Annotated in this window: 10 protein-coding genes; 5 read left to right on the forward strand and 5 right to left on the reverse strand. The window is 68.6% G+C overall.

The genetic code is table 11. The features are described 5' to 3' along the window. The first annotated feature begins 261 nt into the window (after positions 1–261). The gene (locus TEP_RS17260; protein WP_049464203.1) at positions 262–669 is read left to right on the forward strand and encodes a YciI family protein; all 408 of its coding nucleotides are present in this window, start codon (positions 262–264) and stop codon (positions 667–669) included. Here the strand turns inward: TEP_RS17260 and TEP_RS17265 are convergent. After that, complete coding sequence (locus tag TEP_RS17265; protein ID WP_132826084.1) at positions 647–2,731, reverse strand: NHL repeat-containing protein; 2,085 nt, start codon at positions 2,729–2,731, stop codon at positions 647–649. The two genes, TEP_RS17260 and TEP_RS17265, sit on opposite strands and share 23 nt — an antisense overlap. Before the next feature lie 162 nt (positions 2,732–2,893). Here TEP_RS17265 and TEP_RS17270 point away from each other — a divergent pair, with 162 nt between their 5' ends. Next, positions 2,894–4,429: a hypothetical protein gene (locus tag TEP_RS17270; RefSeq protein ID WP_132826085.1), complete on the forward strand. Its 1,536-nt coding sequence runs from the start codon at positions 2,894–2,896 to the stop codon at positions 4,427–4,429. Between the two features lie 7 nt (positions 4,430–4,436). Here the strand turns inward: TEP_RS17270 and TEP_RS17275 are convergent, their stop codons facing one another. After that, entirely contained in the window at positions 4,437–5,213 is a 777-nt protein-coding gene (locus TEP_RS17275) for a lytic transglycosylase domain-containing protein (protein ID WP_132826086.1), read from the reverse strand. Between the two features lie 993 nt (positions 5,214–6,206). Beyond that, entirely contained in the window at positions 6,207–7,580 is a 1,374-nt protein-coding gene (gene cycA, locus TEP_RS17280) for a D-serine/D-alanine/glycine transporter (RefSeq protein WP_132826087.1), read from the reverse strand. 228 nt (positions 7,581–7,808) lie between these two features. Between cycA and TEP_RS17285 the strand changes: the two genes are divergently transcribed. Then, positions 7,809–9,431 carry an EAL domain-containing protein gene (locus TEP_RS17285; RefSeq protein WP_132826088.1) on the forward strand — a complete coding sequence of 541 codons (1,623 nt, stop codon included), beginning with the start codon at positions 7,809–7,811 and terminating at the stop codon, positions 9,429–9,431. Between the two features lie 298 nt (positions 9,432–9,729). Here the strand turns inward: TEP_RS17285 and TEP_RS17290 are convergent, their stop codons facing one another. Next, entirely contained in the window at positions 9,730–10,914 is a 1,185-nt protein-coding gene (locus TEP_RS17290; protein ID WP_132826089.1) for an MFS transporter, read from the reverse strand. Then, the gene (locus TEP_RS17295) at positions 10,911–12,089 is read right to left on the reverse strand and encodes a serine hydrolase domain-containing protein (RefSeq protein WP_132826090.1); all 1,179 of its coding nucleotides are present in this window, start codon (positions 12,087–12,089) and stop codon (positions 10,911–10,913) included. The genes TEP_RS17290 and TEP_RS17295 overlap by 4 nt, the downstream gene beginning before the upstream one ends. A gap of 228 nt (positions 12,090–12,317) precedes the next feature. Here TEP_RS17295 and TEP_RS17300 point away from each other — a divergent pair, with 228 nt between their 5' ends. Beyond that, positions 12,318–13,217 carry a LysR family transcriptional regulator gene (locus TEP_RS17300; protein WP_132826091.1) on the forward strand — a complete coding sequence of 300 codons (900 nt, stop codon included), beginning with the start codon at positions 12,318–12,320 and terminating at the stop codon, positions 13,215–13,217. 166 nt (positions 13,218–13,383) lie between these two features. Further along, a complete protein-coding gene (locus TEP_RS17305; protein WP_132826092.1) occupies positions 13,384–14,991 on the forward strand; it encodes an ATP-binding cassette domain-containing protein in 1,608 nt (535 codons plus the stop codon). Positions 14,992–15,043: the final 52 nt, after the last annotated feature.

The raw sequence follows: 15,043 nt of genomic DNA on the forward strand, positions 1-15,043 counted from the left end.
CGGGTGGGTTGCGCAGGGGCGTAAGCGCCATGGATGGCGCGCCCGAGCCTNCAAGGACGTATTCACGGCGTCCCCTGCTCAGCCCACCCGCCCGGCCAACCCGCAGAGATGCAGCTCTTCACGACCAACCCCACCACGGAGGGGCCCCGCCGTTCGCCGATCCCCGCCGAAGGCGCGCTTCCCGCTCTGCCTTTCGCAGTGCAGCATGCCCCCGCGCAAACCTGCGCGATCATGGTCCCCCGCCCCCGCCAGGACTCCGCCATGCAGCAGTACCTGCTTCTGATCTACATCGACCCGTCACTGCTGCGCACACTGCCCATCGACGACTTCAATACGTTGATGCGCGACTGTCTCGCCCATGCCGACAAACTGCAGGCCGAGGGCACGTTGCTGGCGGCGCAGAAACTGCAGCCGATCGAATCGGCGCAGACCCTGCGCGTGCGCGATGGCCACAGCCGGGTACTCGATGGTCCCTTCGCCGAAACCCGCGAACTGCTGGCCGGCTTCAACCTGATCGTCGCCCGTGACCGCGATGAGGCCATGCGCATCGCCCAGGGCTTCCCGTGGGCCCGCTTCGGCAGCATCGAGGTGCGGCCGCTGGAAGACATGGACGCCGAGCGCGAACGCTGCGGCGCCCCGGCCGCGGCTATGGCAGCAGCCGTACCCTGATATCGCGCAGGCCCACGCCTTCGTTGCCGCTGTAGTCGCGCGCACTGGCACGCACGATGTACTCGCCCGGCGGCAACGCCGCCGGCTGCCAGCGCCCGGTTTCCATCAGTCCATCGCGCACGGTGTTGGTCACCAGATAACGGAAGCGGGTGACCGCGCTGCCATGCACGGTGATGCCGCTGTCGGGTGCGTAAGCCACTTTCACCGCCTGCTTCTGCGGTGGCATGCGGTTGAAGACGATGTTCCAGCGCGGCTGCTCGTAGCCCTGCAGTGGCTGCCCGGCGGCATCGAGGATCTGGTAACCCACCTGGTACGGCCCCAGGCGGCGACGCGGCAGGTTGTTGTCCACCTGGTCCCAGGCCTCCACCACGATCTGCACGCCGCGTCCCTGCCGGGCCAGCATCACCACGCCATCGCTGCCGGCGGCCAGTGGCTGGTCGTTATCGTCCAGCAGCGCCACATCGGTGATGCGCGGCGCGAAGTGGTCAGCATAGTTCTTGAACCCCAGCGCCACCGCATTGGTCTCGAAACCGCCATTGCCCACGGCCAGGTGCACGTGCGCCTGGTTGTTGATGCTGCCCAGGCGGTCGCCGACGTGGATGCGTGTACCACGGCGCACGCGGATGCGCTCCAGCGTGCCGTCTTCGGCGTACAGCGGCTGCCAGCGCGCGTCGAACGGTTCGCCGCGTGGCGTGCGACCGACGCGCATGTGGATGTATTTCAACCGGTCCACGGCCAGGCCCTCAGCCTGCCCACCGAGGCTCCAGGCGGCGATAGGGCTGCTGATCTTGCCGTCGGCGATCGCCAGCACGGTCTGGCCGACATCGCCGCGCACATCGAAGCCGCCGTGCAGGTGGTGGCGGCTCTCACCCTGGAAGGTGCCGCGCACCTCGCCGAGCGTGCCGACCACTTCGTGCCAGCCATCCTGCGGTGCGAGTGGCCAGCGTCCGCCACTGTCCGGCAGCGCCGCATCCGAGGCCGGGCCCACCAGCGCCGGTGCGGGCAGTTCACCCACCGGCAACGGACGCAGGCGATGCAGGCGATACGCCGCGGAATCGGCCACCAGCAGGGTACCGTCGGCCTCTACCGCCAGACCGCTGGGGCGCGCCAGGCGTGGCAGGCGGTCATTGCCCAGCAGTGCCAGCTGATGCCCCTGCGGGGTCACCTGCACGATGCGTCCATCCAGGTCACCCACGTACAGCACGCCGTCATGCGTGGTGGCCAGTGACAGCGGGCCATTGATGACCTCCCCGCGGCCAACGACGGTGCTGACCATGCCATCGGCGCCGACGCGACGCACTGCGTTGTTGAACAGATCGGCCACCAGCAGTGCGCCGTGCGCATCGAAGGCCAGCGCCACCGGTGTATCGAAACGAGCGTCAGCGCCAAGCGCATCGGCGAAGCCCGGGCGATCGCCGCCGGCCAGCGTACGCACGTTGCCATCGGTACCGATCACCCGGATGCGGTCATTCCAGGTATCAGCCACATAGACCTGTCCCTGCGCATCCACGGCGATGCCCATCGGCCCATCGAAGCGCGCCTGCGCGGCGGGACCATCGGCGAAGCCTTGCTGGCCACCGGCCAGCGTCGTCACCTGTCCATCAGTACTGACGCGCCGGATCGCATGATTGCCGGTGTCGGCCACATACAGGTTGCCCTGTGCATCGGCGGCAATGCCCGAAGGGGTGTTGAAACTGGCCTGCAGGGCTGGCCCATCGACACGACCCTCGCCCTGCCCCGCTACCGTTTCGATACGGCCATCGGGCAGGCGGCGGCGGATGCGGTTGTTGTCACCGGCATCGGTGAAGTAGACGCTGCCATCGGCACTGGCCAGCAGCGCGTAGGGGTCGGCGAAGCGTGCCTGCGCCGAGGCGCCATCGCGATCACCCGGATGACCGTCGCCGGCCAGCAGTTCGATCTGTGCGGTCCACGCCAGCGGGGTCGGCGCAGGGCCAGCCGGCACCTGCGGGCCCGATGCCGGGAACTCCCACCAGGTTGCCGCCAGCGCCACCGCTGTTGCCACCACCACCGCACCCACCGCCATCCCTTGCCACCGCGCCATCGTTCCGTTTGCCTGTGCCTGCATGGAGAGCCACGCACGATAATGGCTGCGTCCGCGCAGCGCCATGGCCGATGGTCAGGGCGATGGCCAGGGCCCTTTCACAGCGCTTGTCCTGCGCAGCCACAGCAGGTTCAATGTCCGCTCCATGGACGGAGGCCCACCATGCCCCGCTGTACCCCACTCTTCGCGCTGCTGTTTGCCGCGCTGACCAGCACGACCGCGTCGGCAAACGTGCCGCGGACGCCCACGTCTCCTTCGCAACCTCCGTCCGATGCAGCGCTGGATGCCTCGCATGCTGCGTACGCGCAGCAGTGGGATACCGCCATCGAGCAGTCCCGCAGCGGCAATACGCTGGCCGCGCTGATCGCCATGGAACGGCTGATGGACAGCCCGCTGCTGGCCGACTTCGATGCCGAGCGGCGCGGCCGCGCCGCGCAGATTGCCGGCTGGACGGCGGCCATGCAGAAGCAACCCGCGCTGGCACGTCGCTACCTGCAGCAGGCGCTGCTGGCGTTGCCGGGTGATGCAAGCATCCTGACTACGCTGGTCTCGCTGGACCTCAACGATGACCAACCCGCAGCGGCAGTCGAGCATCTGACACAGGCGCTGGCGCATGCCGACAGCCCGCTGGCGATCGACCACCATACCGTCAGCTACCTTCAGTACCACCTGCGCGAGCAGCCTGCGCAACGCATGGCGCTGCTGCAGGCGTTGTTCGACAACGGCTGGAAGAGCGCCGGCACCGAACCCACCGGGCTGTGGCTGGAATTGGCCACGCTGCAGGCCGACAACGGTCGCGGCGATGCCATCCCGACCACGCTGGCACGCATCGACACCCCGGCCGAACTGATCCGCTTGCGCAGCGACAAGCGCTTCGACCGCTACGTGGATCGCCACGATGCACGCTTCGATCCGGTCAAGGCCGCACAGGCCCATCTGGATACCCTGCGTGTATCGGGTCTGCTCGATGGTGACCTCGATGCACGCCTGGTGGATTTCAGCAGCACGCTGCTGATGCTCGACCGCAACGAGGAAGTCCTGGCACTGACCGATGATCTGGCCGAGGCCGTTGCGCAAGGACAGGCACTGTCCGCCGTCAAAGCGGAGTGGTTGGCGTGGCTGCTCAACAGCCGCGTCGCGGCGCTGCGCCGCCTGGGGCGCACCGATGAAGTGCTGGAGACGGCCAAGCTCGCCGCGCGCATCGGCGCGCTTGGGCCGGATGGTCTGGAGCACCAGATGAACGTGGCCTTCGTGCTCAGCTCACTGGGCCAGGCGCAGGAAGCAGACGCCGCGATCGCCACGTTGACCGATCTGAGCGGCTATGGCCAGGCCGCACAGGCAGTGATCCAATTCGCCGCTGCCCGCCAGCGCGGTGATGCCGCCGCTGCCGCCGCAGCACGTGCGGTCATCGTCGCCCAGCGCAAGGACGCGCGCCTGTTCCATCGCGAGATGCTGCTGGAAGAAGGTGATCTGGATGGGGCCGCAGCCGTGCTGATCGAGCAGTTGCGCTCGCCGCTGGAGCGCAGCGATGCGCTGGCCAGCCTGCAGGACATGCGCGTGTATCCCTCGTTGCCGGGCGATGTACGCATCGATGCCGCGTGGCGCGAGCTCAAGCAGCGTGCCGACGTGCAGGCCGAAGTCTCGCGCGTCGGTCGCATCGAGCGCTACGAGCTGGTGGGCAGCGCCACATCGCGCTGAGCACCGGCTACTTCGCCGGCACTTCGGTACGGATGCCCATCGCTTCGCGGTAACGCGTATACAGGGCCATCACCTTGTCCACGTAGGCCAGGGTTTCGGCATACGGTGGCACGCCCTTGTAGCGCGCCACCGCACCGATGCCAGCGTTGTAGGCCGCCGCTGCCAGCGGGCGGTCGCCGTTGTAGCGACGCAGCAGCGCGCGCATATAGCGGGCGCCGCCGTCGATGGACTGCTGCGGCGAGAACGGGTCGCGCACGCCGTATTCCAGCGCGGTGTCCGGCATCAGCTGCATCACGCCCTGCGCGCCCTTGCTGGACACCGCCAGCGCGTCGAAGTTGCTTTCGGCATGGGCGATCGCCCGCAACCAGGCATCGTCCACGCCGGTGGCCTTGGCCGCCGCCTTGAACTGTTTTGCGTGCTGGGCCAGTTGCGGCTTGCCGACCTTGCCCAGGCCTTCGTGCGCCGGTTCGCCCGGCGGTGTGGCCACGGTGAACTTCAGGAACACCCGCGAGCCGGGCAGGTTGCGGGTGGAATAGACAAGCTTGCCGTCCTGCTCGCGCTCGTACAGCACGCCACTGAACACGCCCATGTTGCCCCACAGGTTGGGGGTCTGCACGGCGCTGTCCTCGATCTCCTTCGGCGTGCAGCGCGAGCCGGGCTCCGGTGCGGTGGCCAGGCTGACCGTGTTGCCCTGCACGCAGCGGTAGACCGTGCGCGCAGCGGCCAGCCCTGGCCACAGGCCAGACAGCAGCAACAGCGCGACGAGGGCGGGACGGAGGGGCATGGCGGCGGGATGATCCGGCTGCGGCCGCTAACACTGAGTGAATGGGGGTTCGGCCGGGCGGCGCCCGGCACCCGCAGAAGCAACGGCCGCAGCAACGGCAACAGCAACAGCAGGCTATCCGTGGGATGGCGGGGTGGGTCCGGTTGCGGGGGACGCCGTGAATACGTCCATGTAGGCTCGGTCCATGTAGGCTCGGTCGCCGCATCCATGCGGCTCACGCCCCCGCAACCGGACCCACCCCGCCTTCGACAATTCCCCCGCGACCCGGGAACGGAGTTCTGTGCTGCCGTTGGTGGGTGTCGACCACGCGGCTGTTGGTGGGTGTCGACCTTGGTCGACACGTGTAGGTCCACGCCATGCGTGGATGGGGCTCACCGGGGCCGTAAGATCTGTGCGCAAGGGTCTTGCTGACTACCGCGCCATCTCCCGCAGCTGCTGAAGGATGTCGACCACGCAGCTGTTGGTGGGTGTCGACCTTGGTCGACACGTAGATCCACGCCATGCGTGGATGGGGCTCACCGGGGCCGTGAGATCTGTGCGCAAGGGTCTTGCTGACTACTCGCCATCTCCCGCGGCTGCTGGAGGGGTGACGACCACACGGCTGTTGGTGGGTGTCGACCTTGGTCGACACGTGTAGATCCACGCCATGCGTGGATGCGACTCACCGAGGCCGCGAGATCTGTGGGCGAGGGTCTTGCCGACTACCGCGCCATCTCCCGCAGCTGCTGAAGGATGTCGACCACGCGGCTGTTGGTAGGTGTCGACCTTGGTCGACACGTGTAGATCCGCGTCATGCGTGGATGGGACTCACCGGGGCCGTTGGATCTGTTGGCGAGGGTCTTGCCGACTACCGCGCCATCTCCCGCAGCTGCTGAAGGATGTCGACCACGCGGCTGTTGGTGGGTGTCGACCTTGGTCGACACGTGTAGATCCACGCCATGCGTGGATAGGACTCACCGGGGCCGTTGGATCTGTCGGCGAGGGTCCTCCTGACTACCTCGCCATCTTCCGCCGCAGCCAATAACCGGCGCCCAGCAGCACGAACCACGCTGGGCTGGCCATCAGGGCCTGGCGGGTGTCGGCCTGCAGGCTCAGCAGTACCAGCACGGCGGCGAAGAACAGCAGGCAGGCCCAGCACATCGCCACGCCACCGGGCATCTTGAAGATCGAGGCCGCGTGGCGCTCGGGGTAGCGGCGGCGGTAGACCATGTAGGCCACCAGGATCAGCGACCAGACGAAGATGAACAACACCGTCGCCAGGGTCGTGACCAGGGTGAAGGCGGTCACCAGGTTGGGGATCAGGTAGATCAGCAGGGTGCCGCCCAGCAGGCACAGGCAGGAAAACAGCAGGCCCCGTGCCGGCACTGCAGCGCGCGAGAGCTTGGACAGGCCACGTGGCGCGTGGCCTTCCTCAGCCAGGCCATACAGCATGCGGCTGGTGGAGAAGATCCCGCTGTTGGCCGAGGACGTGGCCGAGGTCAGCACCACGAAGTTGATCAGGCTGGCGGCGGCGGGAATGCCGGCCAGCACGAACAGCTGCACGAACGGGCTCTTGTCCGGCACCACCTGGCGCCACGGGGTCACCGCCATGATCGCGATCAGCGCCAGCACGTAGAAAATGATGATGCGCACGGGGATCGAGTTGATCGCCTTGGGCAGGTTGCGCTCGGGATCAGCCGTTTCCGCAGCGGTGGTGCCCACCAGCTCGATGCCGACGAAGGCGAACACCGCGATCTGGAAACCGGCGAAGAAACCCACCAGGCCCATCGGGAACATGCCGCCGTCATTCCACAGGTTCGACAGCGATGCGGTGTGGCCGCTGGGCGAAGTGAAGCCCCAGGCCACCAGTCCAGCACCGGTGATGATCAGCGCGCAGATCGCCACGATCTTGATCAGCGCGAACCAGAACTCCATTTCGCCGAACAGCTTCACCGTCACCAGGTTCAACGACAACAGCAGCATCACGCAGGCCAGCGCCGGCTTCCACGCTTCCAGTCCCGGGAACCAGAACTGCGCATAGGCGGCGATGGCGATCACGTCGGCGATGGCGGTGACAATCCAGCAGAACCAGTACGTCCACCCGCAGAAGAACCCGGCCCATGGCCCGAGCAGATCGGTGGAGAAATCGATGAAGGATTTGTACTGCAGGTTGGATAGCAGCAGCTCGCCCATCGCCCGCATCACGAAGAACAGCATCGCGCCGATGATCAGGTAGACGAACACGATGGACGGGCCGGCCAGGCTGATGGTCTTGCCCGAGCCCATGAACAGGCCGGTACCGATGGCACCGCCGATGGCGATCAGTTGCAGGTGGCGGTTGGACAGGCTGCGGCGCAGGTGCTCGGGGGGCGTGGCGGGCTCGGTCATGGGCGCGGGAAGGGGCGGGTGAAGCATTCGACGTTAGTCCTCCCGCTGCCACAACGCCAGCGCCGGACGGCCCAGGGCCGTCAGCAAGTGTCACTTTCACCACAATGTGACCCGTTACCGCCTTTGTCCCATTCCGCCCAGCCCGGCGCCGTGTTCATATACCGCCATCGCCCAAGGACCGGCCCCGCCCATGTGCCCAACCCTGCACACCTCTCTGGAGTCCCGGTCATGAGCCGACTGCGGGTCATCATCGGCGGCACCGTCCTGGCCGTGCTGGCCGCTGCAGTGCCGATCGCGGTCATGGTCTATGCCACCTGGGACCGTGCCGTAAGTGTCGAACAGCAGCGGCTGCATGCCATCGCCGAGCGCAGCCTGCGCCGTACCGAAGTGTCCTACCAGGAAGCGCTGGCGGCATTGAAGTCGGCCGAGGCCACCGTGCTGCCGCCCTGCGGGGCCGAACACATCCAGCGCATGCAGACCCTGGTGATGACCACGCCGTCGTCGGACCAGATGGGCTACTTCGAGGGCGGCAAGCTGCGCTGCACGTCGTGGGGGCCGTTCCAGCAGGATGTGGACCAGCCCACGCCGGACCACGTCACCAGCGATGGTGCCGGCATCACCGTCAACGTGCGCCCCGAGGCGGCTGGCCGGCGGCCGATGCTGTCCATGATGTACGGGTCCTACGACGTGCTGGTCGACCCTCGGCGCTTCGTCGACGTCATCGTCGATCCGGACGTGCGGCTGGCCCTGGCAAGTCCGGATGGACGGCTGCTGACCCAGCAGGATGGCATGGACCCCGCCCTGCTGCAGCGCCTGCTGCGTGAGCCCGGCGAGGGCCTGGACCGCGACACCCTGTATGCCAGCGCGCGCAGCGGTGAATGGCTGGCAATCGCCACGGCGCCGCGCACCGCGCTGGCGGCCACGTTCCGGCAGCAGGCGTGGCTGTTTGTGCCCTTGGGCCTGCTGATGGCCGCCGCCGGTGCCGGGCTGGTGATCTGGCTGTCGCGACGACGGCTGTCGATGCGCGGCGAACTGGGCATCGCCATCCGCCGCCGCGAACTCTACCTGCACTACCAGCCCATCATCGAACTGGACACCGGCATCTGCGTCGGCGCCGAGGCGCTGGTGCGCTGGCAGCGCCCCGACGGCACGCAGGTGCGTCCGGACCTGTTCATTCCCTTGGCCGAAGAAGCCGGGATGATCGCCGCCATCACCGATCTGGTGATCGAGAACGTGGTTGCCGACATGCGTGAGCTGCTGGCCGAGGATCGCAGTGCACACATCGCGATCAACCTGGCGGCCGAGGACATCAGCAGCGGACGTGCGCTGAAGGTGATTTCGCAGCGCATGGCCGGCAGCGGCATCCTGCCGCAGCAGATCTGGTTGGAGGCCACCGAACATGGCTTCCTCGACATCGACCGTGCCCGCACCATGCTGGCCGCGGCGCGGCGCGCGGGCCACAGCGTGGCCATCGATGACTTCGGCGTCGGCTATTCCAGCCTGCAGTACCTGCAGCAGCTGCCGCTGGATGCACTGAAGATCGACAAGTCCTTCGTCGATGCGATCGGCACCGAAAGCGCGACCAGCCCGGTCACGCCGCACATCATCGGCATGGCCCGCGAGCTGGGCCTGTGGGTGGTGGCCGAAGGCGTGGAAACCGAAGCGCAGCTGGCCTACCTGCACAGCCAGCACGTGCAGTTCGGCCAGGGCTGGCTGTTCTCGCGGCCGTTGCCGCGCGATGAGTTCATCGCCTTCCACCGCAAGCGCCAGCAGCAGTACGGCGCGGCGCGGGAGCACATGCAGAATCCGCGCAGCGTGCCGTTCGAGCGCGAGCAGGCGGGGGAGTCGTAGTCGGCGAACGGCGCAGCCCCTCGTGGTGGGTCGCTAAGAGCGGTTCGTGGGTTGGCCGGGCGGGGTGGATACGCGGGGGACGCCGTGAATCCGTCCGTGGAGGCTTGGCCGCCGCATCCATGCGGCGGACACCCCCGCGTATCCACCCCGCCCGACCCGGGACAGATCTCTGCGGCGTTCCACCACGTAGAAGAGAAGAGAAAAGCAACAGCGGGTCGCTGCGCTCGCGCGCGCTGTTGAGCTTCGGCCGGGGTAGTGCCGGCCGCTGGCCGGCAACCCCGTCACCCTCGATCGACCCCTACGTCCAGGCCTTCGGCCGCGCCCAGACCCACAGGGCGCACACCACCAGCAGCAGCAACGGCAGCCAGGCCAGGTGCTGGGCGCCGCAGGCCTGCAGCATCAGGCCGCCGCCGACGCCGCCGGCGGCGATGGCCAGGTTCCAGCCGGTCACCAGCATCGACTGCGCCAGGTCGGCGGCGGCACCGGCGCGGCGCGCCAGGGCGGTCTGGAACAGGGTGGGTACCGCACCGAACGCGACGCCCCACAGGATCGTCACCAGCAGCAGCACGCCCGGCACGCCAGGCCACAGCAGCAGCGAAACCACCGCCATCACGAAGCCGATCACGCTGGCCCACACCAGCGCGCGCAGGTGGCGGTCCACGCCCCAGCCGGCGATGGCGATGCCCACGATCGCGGCGATGCCGAATGCCAGCAGCAGCCGGTCCAGCCACGCCCCGGCGCCGGCCTGCACTGCCAACGGCTCGATGTAGGTGTACAGCACGTTGTGCGCCAGCACGTACAGCACCATCACCAGCAGCGTGCTGCGGATGCCGGGCATGCGCCAGACCGAACCCAGCGACAGGCGCCGGCCTGCACCGGCCGCCGGCAACGCGGGCAGTGCCCATCGTGCGTAGCCGAGCAGCAGCACCGCCAGCACGCTCATCAACGCGAACGCCCAGCGCCACCCGATCTGCTGGCCCAGCAAGGTGCCGGCCGGCACCCCCAGCGACAGCGCCAGCGGCGAGCCGATCATCGCTACCGCGATCGCCCTTCCCTGCAGTTCCGGCACCACCATGCGCGCGGCATAGCCGGCCACCAGTGACCACAGCAGGCCTGCGCCCACACCCGCCAGGAAGCGCGCCACCAGGGTCAGCACGTAGTCGTGGCTCAGCGCGGTCACCGTGTTGACCACCATGAAGCCGGCAATCGCCGCCAGCAGCAGCGGACGGCGCGGCAGGCGCTGGGTCAGCGCGGTCATCGGCAATGCAGCCAGCAGCGAGCCCAGTGCATACACGCTCACCAGCTGACCTGCGGCCGCATCGCTGACGCCGAGGCTCTCGCCCATCGGCCGCAGCACGCCCGCTGGCAGCGTTTCGGTCAGCAGGGTAATGAAGCCGCCACCGGCCAGTGCCAGCAGCCCGCGCCACGGCAGGCGCGTTGCTTCACCCGCCGGAGCCCCTGCATCAATTGCGTGGCCGCTCATCGCACGGTCTCCAGATCGGCGTACACCGCATCGCGCAGTTCATCCACGAACGCGCCATGCATGCCTTCATACAGCGTGTTGGTCAGTGCGACCACGCTCAGGCCACGCGCCGGGTCCACGAACCAGCTGTGGCCGTAAGCACCGCCCCAACGCCATGTCCCTGCGGTCTGCGGTGTGCCGCTGGCCGCTGCATCACCCAGCACCGCAAAGCCGAGGCCGAAGCCCCAACCCGGCGGATCGACCGGTCCCAGCTCGCCGACCTGCGGGGTTCCCATCTGTGCAACCAAGCTGTCCGGCAGCAACTGCGAGGCGCGCACATCGCGCAACGCTTCCAGCACGGCCATCACCTCGTCGGCACTGCCCACCAGCCCCGCGCCTGCCGACGGATAGCGGTGTGAGTCGGTCGCCCGCGCCACGCTGTACTCGATGCCCACCGCGCCCTCGAACGCAGGCACCACCTCGCCCTCCCGCAACCGATGCGGCTGCGGCGTGTCACTGACATACGGCGTGGCCAGACGAGCGCCCTCGTCGGTGGCGAACGCGGTGTCGCGCAGGCCCAGCGGCTGCGCCAGCAGCCGGTCGAACAACACCTGCAACCTTTCGCCGGTGGCCGCTTCAGCCACGGCGCCCGCCACATCCACGCCCAGCGAGTACAGCCACTGGCTGCCCGGCGCGAACAGCAGCGGCGCCTGCGCGATACGCTGCACGTTCTGCTGCAGCGTCACCGGGTTCGCGTCCATGCCATCGCTCACGCCTGCCTGCGCGTAAGGGCCCTCGGCATCGGCTTCCAGAAAGCGGTAGCCCAGCCCGCTGCTGTGACTGAGCAACTGGCGCAGGCTGATCGATGGCTGGCTGCCATCGGCCAGCGCCGGGCGGAACGCCGGCAACCAGCGCTGCACCGGCGCGTCCAGGTCCAGCACCCCCTCGGCTACCAGGCGCAGGATCACCGTGGTCAGCAGCGGCTTGCTCACCGAGGCCAGCCGGAACAGGTGGTCGCGGCGCATCGGCGTGTTCGATTCACGGTCGGCCAGGCCACTGGCGCTGGCGTGCCGCAGGACGCCGTGCTCGCGCACCAGTACCACCGCACCGACCAGGCGCTGCGGATGCACGGCCTGCAGCAGCGCGTTCACCGCAGGCAGTGCCGGTGCGGTATCAACAGGGAGGGCGAGTGTCATCGGGGTGATCCGTGGGGAGAGGCCCGCCACGGTAGGCAGCTCCGGCGCCGGCAAAAAGCGGGGCGGGGCTCCGTGCATCATGGACCGCAAGGTCCGCAATCGGCATGATGCCCGGAACCGCTGGGCCGTACCGCCCCGCCAAGCCCGCGCACCGCAGTGTTGCGCGGGCTACGTCAGCGGGCCGGACTGCCGCGCCCTACCCTGCCCACTTTCGCAGCGACCTACCCCATGTCCGTCCTCGACAACCTGGCCAACCTGCAGACCTTCGTCCACGCCGCGGACACCCGCAGCTTCGTCGACACCGGCCGCGTGCAGGGCATCTCCGCCTCGGCCGCCGGCAAGTGCGTGGCCCGGCTTGAACACGCACTCGGCGTGCGCCTGTTCCACCGCAGCACGCGCAGCATCACCCTCACGGCCGAGGGCCAGCTGTTCCTGGCACGCTGCCGCCGCATCCTCGACGAACGCGATGCCGCACGCACCGAACTGGCGCAGCAACATGCAACCCCCAGCGGCACCCTGCGCATCAGCCTGCCGCTGGTGGGCGACCTGACCCTGCCGCTGATGGCCGAGTTCATGGCGGCCTATCCGGACATCCGGCTGGAGCTGGATTTCTGCGATCGCCTGGTCGATGTCATCGAGGAAGGCTTCGACGCCGTGCTGCGCGTTGGCGAGCCCAGCGATTCACGCCTCACCGCACGCCGCCTCGGTGTGTTCCCACGCCGCGTGGTTGCATCGCCGGCGTACCTGCAACGGCATGGCGTTCCACGCACGCCGGCCGACCTGCTGCAGCACCGCCTGCTGCACTACCGCTTCCCCAGCACCGGCAAGCTCGAGCCATGGCCGATCCTCTGGCCCGAAGGCGAAACGGCACAGGATCTGCCGGTGCACCTGGTCGCCAACACCATCGAAGCGCGGGTGGCACTGGCGCTGCGCGACGGGGGCCTGGCGTTCGTGCCGGTGCATTCGGTGCGCGATGCACTGGCCGATGGCCGGCTGGTCACCGTGCTTGAAGAGCATGTGCATTCCTGCGGCACCTTCCACCTGCTGTGGCCCTCCGGCCGCCACGTGCTGCCGAAGCTGCGGGTATTCATCGAATTTGTCGGCGCGCGGCTGGATACGGTGCCCTGACCCCGCGCCACGGCCGCGACCATTCAGCTCGCGGCGCTATACTGCCCGCTCATTCCCCACCGAGGCTCGCGACCAATGCGCCAGTGATGCCGCCGTCTTCGCACTAGACGGCCCGACTCTTCCCGCCCCTGCGCGCAGGGGAGAACCAGGCATCCATGGAGGTCGCATGACTTCGCATTCCCTCACGCTCGATCGCGTGTCGTATCGGTTGGCCGATGGCCGACCGTTGTTTTCCGATCTGTCCTTTTCCTTCGAACCGGTGGCAACCGGGCTGGTCGGCGCCAATGGCGCCGGCAAGAGCGTGCTCGCGCGCCTGCTCGCCGGCCAGCTGTCGCCCGACGATGGCCGCGTGCACCGCAGTGGCCAGGTGTTCCTGTTGCCTACGCCGGGCTATCCGCCACGTGGCACGGTGGGTGAACTGGCCGGCGTCGGCGCCGAACTGGCGGCACTGGCGCGCATCGAAGCAGGCAGCATCGAGGAAGCCGATTTCGCCTGCGTGGGCGACCACTGGGACCTGCGCGAACGCCTGCAGCAGCAGTGGCAGGCGATGCAGCTGCCGGCCGACCTTGATCCGGCGCAGCCCGCCTCCCGGCTCAGTGGCGGCCAGGCGATGCAGGTGGCGCTGTCCGGTGCGTGGGCCAGCGGCGCGGACTGGCTGATCCTCGACGAGCCAAGCAATCATCTCGACGCCCGGCATCGCCACCAGCTGTACGCACAGCTGCAGCAGTGGCAGGGCGGCCTGCTGGCCATCAGCCACGACCGTGGCCTGCTCGCGCAGATGGCGCAGATCGTCGAACTGGACGCGCACGGCCTGCATCGTTACGGCGGACCGTGGCAACACTATGCCGACACACGCGCCGCCGAACGCGAGGCCGCCGCCGCGCAGCTGGAGCATGCCCGTGCCCAGCACCGGCAGCAGCAACGCAGCGCGCGCGAACAGAACGAGCGCCAGCAGCAGCGGCAGGCACGTGGCAACCGCGAAGCGCGCGAGGCCAACCAGGCACCGATCCTGCTCGGTCGGCAGAAGCAGCGCGCCGAAGCCAGCCACGGCCGTGCGCAGCAGATCCAGAGCGACCGCCTGCAGGCCAGCGCGGCGCAGGTGCGCGCCGCCGCTGCGGCAGTACACGTGACGCCAGAACTGGCGTTGTTCAGTGGCGAAGGCGAGCGTGGCCAGGCCCGCCTGCTGCAGGCGCACGATCTGGTGCTGCCGCATGGCTGCAACGCGGCGCTGCAGCTGGAGATCCGGCGCGGCCAGCGCATCGCCGTCGTGGGCGACAACGGCAGCGGCAAGTCGACGCTGCTGCGCGTGCTGGCCGGGCAGCTGGCGGCACGCAGCGGTCAGGTGCAGCGGCATGCGCCGCTGGCCCTGCTCGACCAGCAACTGCTGGGGCTTGCAGGTGAGCAGAGCATTCTCGATGCCGTGCGCGCTGCGAATCCCGCGGCCGATGCGGGTGAACTGCGTACGCGTCTTGCCCTGCTGGGCCTGGATGCGCAGCGCGTCCAGCGCCCGGCCAGCAGCCTCAGCGATGGCGAGCGGGTGAAAGGGGCACTGGCCAGCGTGCTGTACGCCGATCCTGCCCCGCAGCTGCTGTTGCTGGACGAGCCGGGCAACGCGCTGGACCTTGCTGCGCTGCAGGCGCTGGAAGAGCTGCTGGCGGCGTGGCCGGGGGCGTTGCTGATGGTCAGCCATGACACCCACCTGCTGCAGGCCCTGCGGCCAACGCAGGTGCTGCAGGTCGGTGATGCAGGTTGGCGGTGGCGCGATGCGTTGTAGGGCCGAGCAGGTGCTCGGCTCCTGCAGGCATTCATCCACGCATGGCGTGGAT

This window comes from Stenotrophomonas sp. TEPEL (genome assembly GCF_004348785.1).
In the GTDB taxonomy this organism is placed as follows: domain Bacteria; phylum Pseudomonadota; class Gammaproteobacteria; order Xanthomonadales; family Xanthomonadaceae; genus Stenotrophomonas; species Stenotrophomonas indicatrix.

Bases quoted from the DNA above. Each gene is read 5' to 3' on its own strand.
- TEP_RS17275 (WP_132826086.1), bottom strand. From the start codon at position 5,213: ATGCCCCTCCGTCCCGCCCTCGTCGCGCTGTTGCTGCTGTCTGGCCTG.
- TEP_RS17260 (WP_049464203.1), top strand. From the start codon at position 262: ATGCAGCAGTACCTGCTTCTGATCTACATCGACCCGTCACTGCTGCGC.
- TEP_RS17265 (WP_132826084.1), bottom strand. From the start codon at position 2,731: ATGGCGCGGTGGCAAGGGATGGCGGTGGGTGCGGTGGTGGTGGCAACA.
- cycA (WP_132826087.1), bottom strand. From the start codon at position 7,580: ATGACCGAGCCCGCCACGCCCCCCGAGCACCTGCGCCGCAGCCTGTCC.
- TEP_RS17290 (WP_132826089.1), bottom strand. From the start codon at position 10,914: ATGAGCGGCCACGCAATTGATGCAGGGGCTCCGGCGGGTGAAGCAACG.
- TEP_RS17270 (WP_132826085.1), top strand. From the start codon at position 2,894: ATGCCCCGCTGTACCCCACTCTTCGCGCTGCTGTTTGCCGCGCTGACC.
- TEP_RS17300 (WP_132826091.1), top strand. From the start codon at position 12,318: ATGTCCGTCCTCGACAACCTGGCCAACCTGCAGACCTTCGTCCACGCC.
- TEP_RS17285 (WP_132826088.1), top strand. From the start codon at position 7,809: ATGAGCCGACTGCGGGTCATCATCGGCGGCACCGTCCTGGCCGTGCTG.
- TEP_RS17305 (WP_132826092.1), top strand. From the start codon at position 13,384: ATGACTTCGCATTCCCTCACGCTCGATCGCGTGTCGTATCGGTTGGCC.
- TEP_RS17295 (WP_132826090.1), bottom strand. From the start codon at position 12,089: ATGACACTCGCCCTCCCTGTTGATACCGCACCGGCACTGCCTGCGGTG.